The sequence below is a fragment of the Pseudomonas sp. P4_C8 genome (assembly GCF_056401975.1).
In genome coordinates, this window is record NZ_JBFUIH010000055.1 from 25,539 (window position 1) to 33,064 (window position 7,526).

Here is a 7,526-nt window from a genome sequence, read left to right on the forward strand (position 1 = left end):
TTGAGGTGTGTTGTCCTTGAAGCCGCCATCGCGAGCAAGCTCGGCTCCTACAGGGATCGTGTGATCAACACGGTCCCTGTAGGAGCCGGGCTCGCCCGCGATGAGGCCATCAGCCTCAGCCGAGAACTATCGCTCGTGCAATGCCTCAGCCCGCGCCCGAATAATCGGTTTGAGCAAATAGCTGAGCACCGACTTCTTGCCGGTGATGATATCCACCGACGCCACCATCCCCGGAATGATCAGCAACGGCTTTTCATCCGTCCCCAGATGGCTGCGATCAGTGCGCAGCTTGATGATGTAGTACGTATTCTTCTTGTCTTCATCGGTGATGGTGTCAGCGCCGATCTGTTCAAGCTTGGCCTTCAACCCACCATAAATGGTGTAGTCGTACGCCGTGAACTTCACCGTCGCTTCTTGCCCCGGATGCAGGAAGGCGATGTCTTGCGGGCGAACTTTCGCCTCGATCAGCAAGGTATCGTCCAGCGGCACGATTTCCACCAGATCGCTGCCCGGCTGAATCACGCCGCCAATGGTGTTCACCAACAACTTGTTGACGATGCCACGTACCGGCGATGTCACCAGCGTCCGGCTGACCCGGTCTTCCAGCGCTTTGCCGGTGGCCTGGGCCTTGTTCAGATCGGTGCGCGCTTCGTTCAGTTGGGTCAGCGCTTCGCTGCGGAATTTGCCACGCGTCTCGTCGATCTTGCGCTGCACTTCCTTGATCGCCGATTCGGCTCGAGGGATCGCCAGCGTCGTGGCATCCAGTTGCCCGCGCGTTTCGACTTCCCCACGCTTAAGCCGCAGCACTTCAACCGGCGACACCGCGCCCTGGGCCACTAACGGCTCGGACATGTTGATTTCCTGGCGTTGCAACGCCAACCCGTTACGGTACTGCGACTGCTTAGAGGTGAATTCACGCAGCTCTTGCTGACGCTGGATCAATTGCTCCTGCAAACCACCGATTTCATCGTGCAGTTGCTGACGACGGCTGGTGTACAGCGACTCTTCGCTGGCCGCCTGAATGGGCACGGCTTTGAGCACATCAGCCGGGAAATTCAGCGGACGATCGTCAACTTCCGCACTCAAGCGCTCAACCCGCAGCAGCATCGACAATCGATCCGCTTCGGTTTCACCGACGTTGGAGGCAAAGCGCGTATCGTCCAGGCGAATCAGYGGCGCACCGGCCTCAACGATCTGCCCTTCCTTGACGAACAACTCAGAGACGATCCCGCCTTCAAGGTTCTGGATTTTCTGGATCTTGGACGACGGAATTGCCTTTCCGTCGCCCTTGGTGACCTCGTCGATCACGGCGTAGTTGGCCCAGAGCATCAGAAACACGAAAAATCCGATGATTGCCCAGATCGTCAACCGCACCACACGCGGGGCGTCTTCGATGAGGGCTTTGTTGACCTCGGGCAAAGGCTGGCCATGCAGTGAATCGGAGCCTTTGAAGTAACGACCGATCGCATTTTTGAAACCCGACTTAAGCAACACTGATCTGCCCCTTCTTCAACGCTTCCATCACGACGGCTTTCGGGCCATCGGCGAGAATTTGTCCACGGTCGATGACGATCAAGCGATCCACCAGCGACAACAGTGAAGCCCGGTGCGTGACCAGCACCACAGTCTTGTTTTCAATCATGGCCGCGAGGCGTTGTTTGAGGCGCTCTTCACCGGTGTTGTCCATGGCGCTGGTTGGTTCGTCGAGCAGCAGAATCGGCGGATTGAGCAGCAATGCCCGGGCCAGCGCGACGTTCTGGCGCTGACCGCCAGACAAGTTCTGCCCGCGCTCACCGACTTGCAGCTCATAACCTTGCGGGTGCAGACGGGCGAATTCATGCACACCGGCCAGTTCGGCGGCTTGCAAGACCAATTCGTCTTCGACATAACGTGCGCCCGACACCAGGTTGTCGCGAAGGGTGCCCGCCAACAGCTGGATGTCCTGCGCGACGTAGCCGATGTTGTAGCGCAATTCGCTCACGTCAATCTGGCGAATGTCGACGCCATCCACCAACAGCGCGCCGTCGTCCGGCTGGTAGAGCCCCACCACCAGTTTGGCCAGGGAGCTTTTGCCTGAACCGCTGCGACCGATGATGCCGATCTTCTCGCCCGGCTTGATGCTCAGGTTGATGTTCTTCAGCGCCAGGTTCTGCTGGCCCGGGTAGGTGAAATTCAACTGCCGGCACTCGATGCCGCCTTGCAGCACCTTGCGACTCAGCGGGCGCTCTTCGAAGTTGCGCTCTTGCGGCAACTCCATCATTTGATCGACCGAGGTCATGGTCACCCGCGCTTGCTGGTAACGCGTCAGCAGGCCGGACAGCGAAGCCAGCGGACTGAGGGCACGACCGCTGAGCATGTAGCAGGCGATAAGACCGCCCATGCTCAGGTTGCCGGCGATGATCTGGTACACGCCGAAGACGATCATGATGACCCCGGCCAGCTGCTGGATCAGCAACGTGATGTTCATCGCCAGGCCGGAGAGCATTTTCACCCGCAGTTCGAGGCGGCTGAGGGTGCCAATGGTTTGTTCCCACTGATACTGACGTTCGCTTTCGGCGTTGTTGACCTTCACCGCGTCGAGGCCGGCAAGGGTTTCGATCAGGCTCGACTGACGCTCGGCGCCCAGGGCCATGGTTCGCTCCATAGTCGCCACCAGCGGTTTCTGCAGTGCGTAGCCGATCAGCAAGGCAATCGGGAACGCCAGCACAGGAATCCACACCAGGTGCCCGCCGATAATTGCGATGACCATGAAGATCAGCAGCGTAAATGGCAGATCAATCAGGCTGGTCAGCGTCAGCGAGGCGAGGAAGTCGCGCAGGCTCTGAAACTCATGGATGTTCTGGGCGAAGCTGCCGACCCGGGCCGGTCGGTACTTCATGGCCATGCCGACGATGCGTTCGAACAATGTGGCTGAGATGATCAGGTCGGTTTTCTTTCCGGCCAGGTCCAGGCACAGACTGCGCAGACTCTTGAGGATCAGGTCGAACAGGTAAGCACCGGTAATGCCGATGGCCAATACCCACAGGGTCGATTCGGCTTGGTTCGGTACGACGCGGTCGTAGACGTTCATCACGAACAGCGGCGCGGCCATGGCGATGATGTTGATCAGGAAACTGGCGGCGATGGCGTCAGCGTAGAGCCAGCGCGAACGCTTGAGGGTGTCGCGGAACCACGAGCGTGCGCGCGGGATCAGCGTGCCGTGATTGACGTCGAATTTATGCTGGGGTTGGGCGAAAAACACTTTGCCGGTGTAGTCATCGGCGAGCAACTCGCGACTGACGACACTTTCGCCGCCATCGCTTTCGCTCAGAAGCACGCGAGCCTGGTCGTCACCCAGCCAGCCGAGCAGAACTGCACTGCGACCGTCCTTGAGCAACAACAGTGCCGGCAGCGCAATCGCCGGGATCTGCTCAAGCTTGCGTTGCAACACCCGACCTTGCAGGCCGGCGCGAGCCGCTGCGCGAGGTAGCAACTCGACGCTCAGGCGTTGCTTGGGCAATGGCAGGCCGGTGGTCAACATCGCGGCGCTGGCCGGCTTCTGATGCAATGTGCAAAGGGCTAGCAGGCCATCCAGTAACGGATCGTCATGCAGCGTGCGTGGATCATGGATGAGTTGAACCCGACTGACTTCTGATTCCACGCTCGACACTCTTGGCTAACGGTAAAAAGGGAGGACTCAATTCATCCCGAGGAGCTGAACCTGCGGCTTCACGTCGTTTTGCACAACGAAAGCTAACGGTGCGACCACTCCCTGGCGCTTGAGCAACGCGCTCATGGTCGCCTTGTTTCGGTATTGAGTAAATAACTGAATAGTTTTGATCTCAGCCAAACAACGGAAAGCGTTAAACAGTTCGTTTTCGCTGTCGATCAAGTAGCGCTCACAGAGACTGAACTGTTTCTAAAATACTGTGCGCACGCCGGTGTTGTGATCGACATATTGTTAAGCGGCCTTCACGACCATAACCGCCCGGCAGATCGACCCGGGGAAGGGATCCACCTTTGGCCGCCTTTAACCGATAATCCGCGGCCAATCGACTATTAATACTTGCCTGGACTTCCGGATGGATCTCCAGTGCCTGTTGTATTGCCTGCATAAGGATCTGTTCCTGAACAAAACCGGCCGCATTGGCGCTGGGTGAAGACTTGAACAGTTGCTGACGAATGGTTCGAATTCCTCCAGGACTTCTTGTCCTGAATCACTTAAGAACGTACGACTGCATTGGATATTGGCTGCTCGAAAGACCGTACGTCGGAAAGTAGAAAGTTAGCGCTGGATCACACTCGGCAGGACAGTTCGTTACCTAAATATCAATGTGACATTACTGGGACGAGTGTTTAGGATGGCAACTGCAAGGTCAATAGTTTGGCATATTGTTAATTACGAAAAAGTATAGACAATTTATTGACGAATAGCCGCGTCAAACTTACGTCTAATCTTGTTTGAAAGTACGCCCTGACTGGGCAGGCCAAGTCCGCCAAGTCCATGGAAGTCAACTGAACGCATCACCAGGAGAGTCTTCAATGAGCAGTGTTGTTGCCATCGTCAAAAGCATTGTCGGTCAAGTTTTCGCGGTGTCCCCAGAGGGCGTCCGTCGTGTACTCATTGAAGGCGATCGGCTGTTGGTCGGCGATCAGGTAGACACTGGTGCAGCGGGCGCCGTAACGCTCGAACTGGCTGACGGCCAGACCCTGGACCTGGGTCGCGACACTCAGTGGAGCGGCAGCGCTCCGGATTCCAGCAGCGGCCTGACAGAAGCCACCGCACAAGCCGCGCCATCGGTTGAAGAATTGCAGCAAGCCATTGTTGCCGGCGCCGACCCGACCAAAGACCTTGAAGCCACCGCGGCCGGCCCTACGGCTGCCGGCACGGGCGGCGCGGCAGGTGGCGGTCACAGCTTCGTGATGCTGGATGCAACCGCTGGCCGGGTGGCCCCTACCGTTGGTTTCCCAACCGACGGTCCAGATTTCACTGCCACAACCACCACGCTCGATACCGGCAGCAATCAGAACACCACGGTCACCAACGCTCCGAGCGTACTGACCGCTGATACCGGCACACAGGCCGAAGACAGTGTCGCGACCGGCAACGTACTGAACAACGATAGCGATGCCGACACGCCTCTCAGTGTCGCCAGCTTCACCGTCGCGGGCATGACCGGCAGTTTCACCGCAGGCCAGACGGCGGCCATCGTCGGCGTCGGTACGTTGACCATCGGTACCAATGGCAACTACACCTTTACTCCAGACGCCAACTACAACGGCGCCGTACCGCAAGTCACGTACACCACCAATACCGGATTGACCAGCACGCTGGATCTCACCGTGACGGCGGTCGATGATCCGAGTGTTTTGACTGCAGACACCCAAACCATTGCAGAAGACACGCCTGCGATCGGCAACGTGCTGAGCAACGACAGCGACATCGACAATGTCCTGAGCGTGGCGACCTTTACCATCGCCGGCATCAATGCCACCTTCACCGCCGGCCAGACCGCCACCATTGCCAACGTCGGCACCCTGGTCATTGCAGCCGATGGCGCCTACACCTTTACCCCGGCAGCCAACTACAACGGCACGGTGCCAACGGTCAGCTATACCGTCACTGACGGCTCCGGTACTGACGTCACTTCGACCCTGAACATCAGCGTGACCCCGGTTGATGACAGCTTCATCGATGCCAGCGAAACGGTCTCCGGTCTGGAAGATGCCCCAGTGACCGGCAGTGTCCTCAGCGGTACCTCGAGCGTCGACGGCCCTGTCAGCGTGGTGAAATTCGCGGTTGGCGGCACCCAGTACCAAGCCGGTGAAACCGCGACTATCACCAATGTCGGCACTCTGGTGATCGGGGCGAACGGGGCGTACACCTTCACCCCGGCGGCCAACTACAGCGGCACGGTGCCAAGCGTCAGCTACACCGTCACCGACGGTTCCGGCACTGACGTCACTTCGACCCTGAGTATCAGCGTCACACCGGTGGATGACAGCTTCACCGATGCCAGCGAAACCGTGACCACCAGCGAAGACGCCGCCGTCACCGGCAGCTTGCTGGCGGGTACTTCGAGCGTCGACGGTCCGGTCAGCGTGGTGAACTTCACCATCGGCGAAACCACCTACGCCGCCGGCAGCACCGCGACCATCGCCAACGTCGGCACTCTGGTGATCGGGGCGAACGGCGCCTACACCTTCACCCCGGCGGCCAACTACAGCGGCACGGTGCCAAGCGTGAGCTACACCGTCACCGACGGTTCCGGTACTGACGTCACTTCGACCCTGAATATCAGCGTCACCCCGGTGGATGACAGTTTCACCGATGCCAACGAGACGGTTTCCACTCTGGAAGATGCCCCAGTGACCGGCAGCGTGCTGGCGGGTACTTCGAGCGTCGACGGTCAGGTCAGCGTGGTGAACTTCACCATCGGTGAAACCACCTACGCCGCCGGCAGCACCGCGACCATCGCCAACGTCGGCACTCTGGTGATCGGGGCGAACGGGGCGTACACCTTCACCCCGGCGGCCAACTACAACGGCACGGTGCCAAGCGTGAGCTACACCGTCACCGACGGCTCCGGTACTGACGTCACTTCGACCCTGAATATCAGCGTCACCCCGGTCAATGACCCGAGCGTCCTGACCGCGGACACCAACACTGTCGATGAAGACCATGTTGCAACCGGTAACGTGCTGGGCAATGACAGCGATGTGGATAATCTCCTGAGCGTCTCCAGCTTCAGCGTGAATGGGGTCGACGGCAGCTTCACGGCGGGCCAGACCGCAACCATGACCGGTGTCGGAACGCTGATCATCGCCAGCAACGGTGCTTACACCTTTACCCCGGACTCCAACTACAACGGCACCATGCCGACCGTCACCTACACCACCAACACCGGTTCCACCAGCACGCTGGATATCAGCGTCACTCCGGTCAATGACCCGAGCGTCCTGACCGCGGATACCAACACTGTCGATGAAGACCACGCGGCCACCGGCAACGTGCTSGGCAACGATAGCGATGTGGATAATCTCCTGAGCGTGGCCACCTTCACGGTTGGCGGCACCGAGTACACCGCAGGCGCCCCGGCGACCATCGCCAACGTCGGCACCCTGGTGATCGGGGCGAACGGTGCTTACACCTTTACCCCAGTGGAGAACTACAACGGCACCGTGCCGACCGTCACCTACACCACCAACACCGGTTCCACCAGCACGCTGAATATCAGCGTCACTCCGGTCAATGACCCGAGCGTCCTGACCGCGGACACCAATACTGTCGATGAAGACCATGTTGCAACCGGTAACGTGCTGACCAACGACCACGATGTGGATAATCTCCTGAGCGTGGCCACCTTCACGGTTGGCGGCACCGAGTACGCCGCAGGCGCCACCCCGGCGATCATCGCCAACGTCGGCACCCTGGTGATCGGGGCGAACGGTGCTTACACCTTTACTCCGGACTCCAACTACAACGGCACCGTGCCGACCGTCACCTACACCACCAACACCGGTTCCACCAGCACGCTGAATATCAG

3 protein-coding genes and 2 pseudogenes are annotated in these 7,526 nt (G+C 59.2%); 1 reads left to right on the forward strand and 4 read right to left on the reverse strand.

Going from position 1 to position 7,526, the window contains the following annotated elements; translation table 11 throughout:
* Window positions 1–126: 126 nt before the first annotated feature.
* From AC1DWM_RS26010 to AC1DWM_RS26025, 4 genes and pseudogenes are all read right to left on the reverse strand, one after another.
* A complete protein-coding gene (locus AC1DWM_RS26010) occupies window positions 127–1,494 on the reverse strand; it encodes an HlyD family type I secretion periplasmic adaptor subunit (protein ID WP_223521063.1) in 1,368 nt (455 codons plus the stop codon).
* Window positions 1,484–3,640 carry a type I secretion system permease/ATPase gene (locus tag AC1DWM_RS26015; protein ID WP_223521061.1) on the reverse strand — a complete coding sequence of 719 codons (2,157 nt, stop codon included), beginning with the start codon at window positions 3,638–3,640 and terminating at the stop codon, window positions 1,484–1,486. The genes AC1DWM_RS26010 and AC1DWM_RS26015 overlap by 11 nt, the downstream gene beginning before the upstream one ends.
* Before the next feature lie 36 nt (window positions 3,641–3,676).
* Window positions 3,677–3,940 (reverse strand): annotated as a pseudogene (locus AC1DWM_RS26020) (TolC family outer membrane protein); the annotation flags it as partial.
* Between the two features lie 7 nt (window positions 3,941–3,947).
* Window positions 3,948–4,163: pseudogene (locus AC1DWM_RS26025) on the reverse strand (TolC family outer membrane protein); the annotation flags it as partial.
* A gap of 358 nt (window positions 4,164–4,521) precedes the next feature.
* On the opposite strand from AC1DWM_RS26025, the gene AC1DWM_RS26030 reads away from it, so the two are divergent.
* A partial coding sequence (locus tag AC1DWM_RS26030; RefSeq protein ID WP_477796507.1) for a retention module-containing protein occupies window positions 4,522–7,526 on the forward strand: 3,005 nt, incomplete at its 3' end.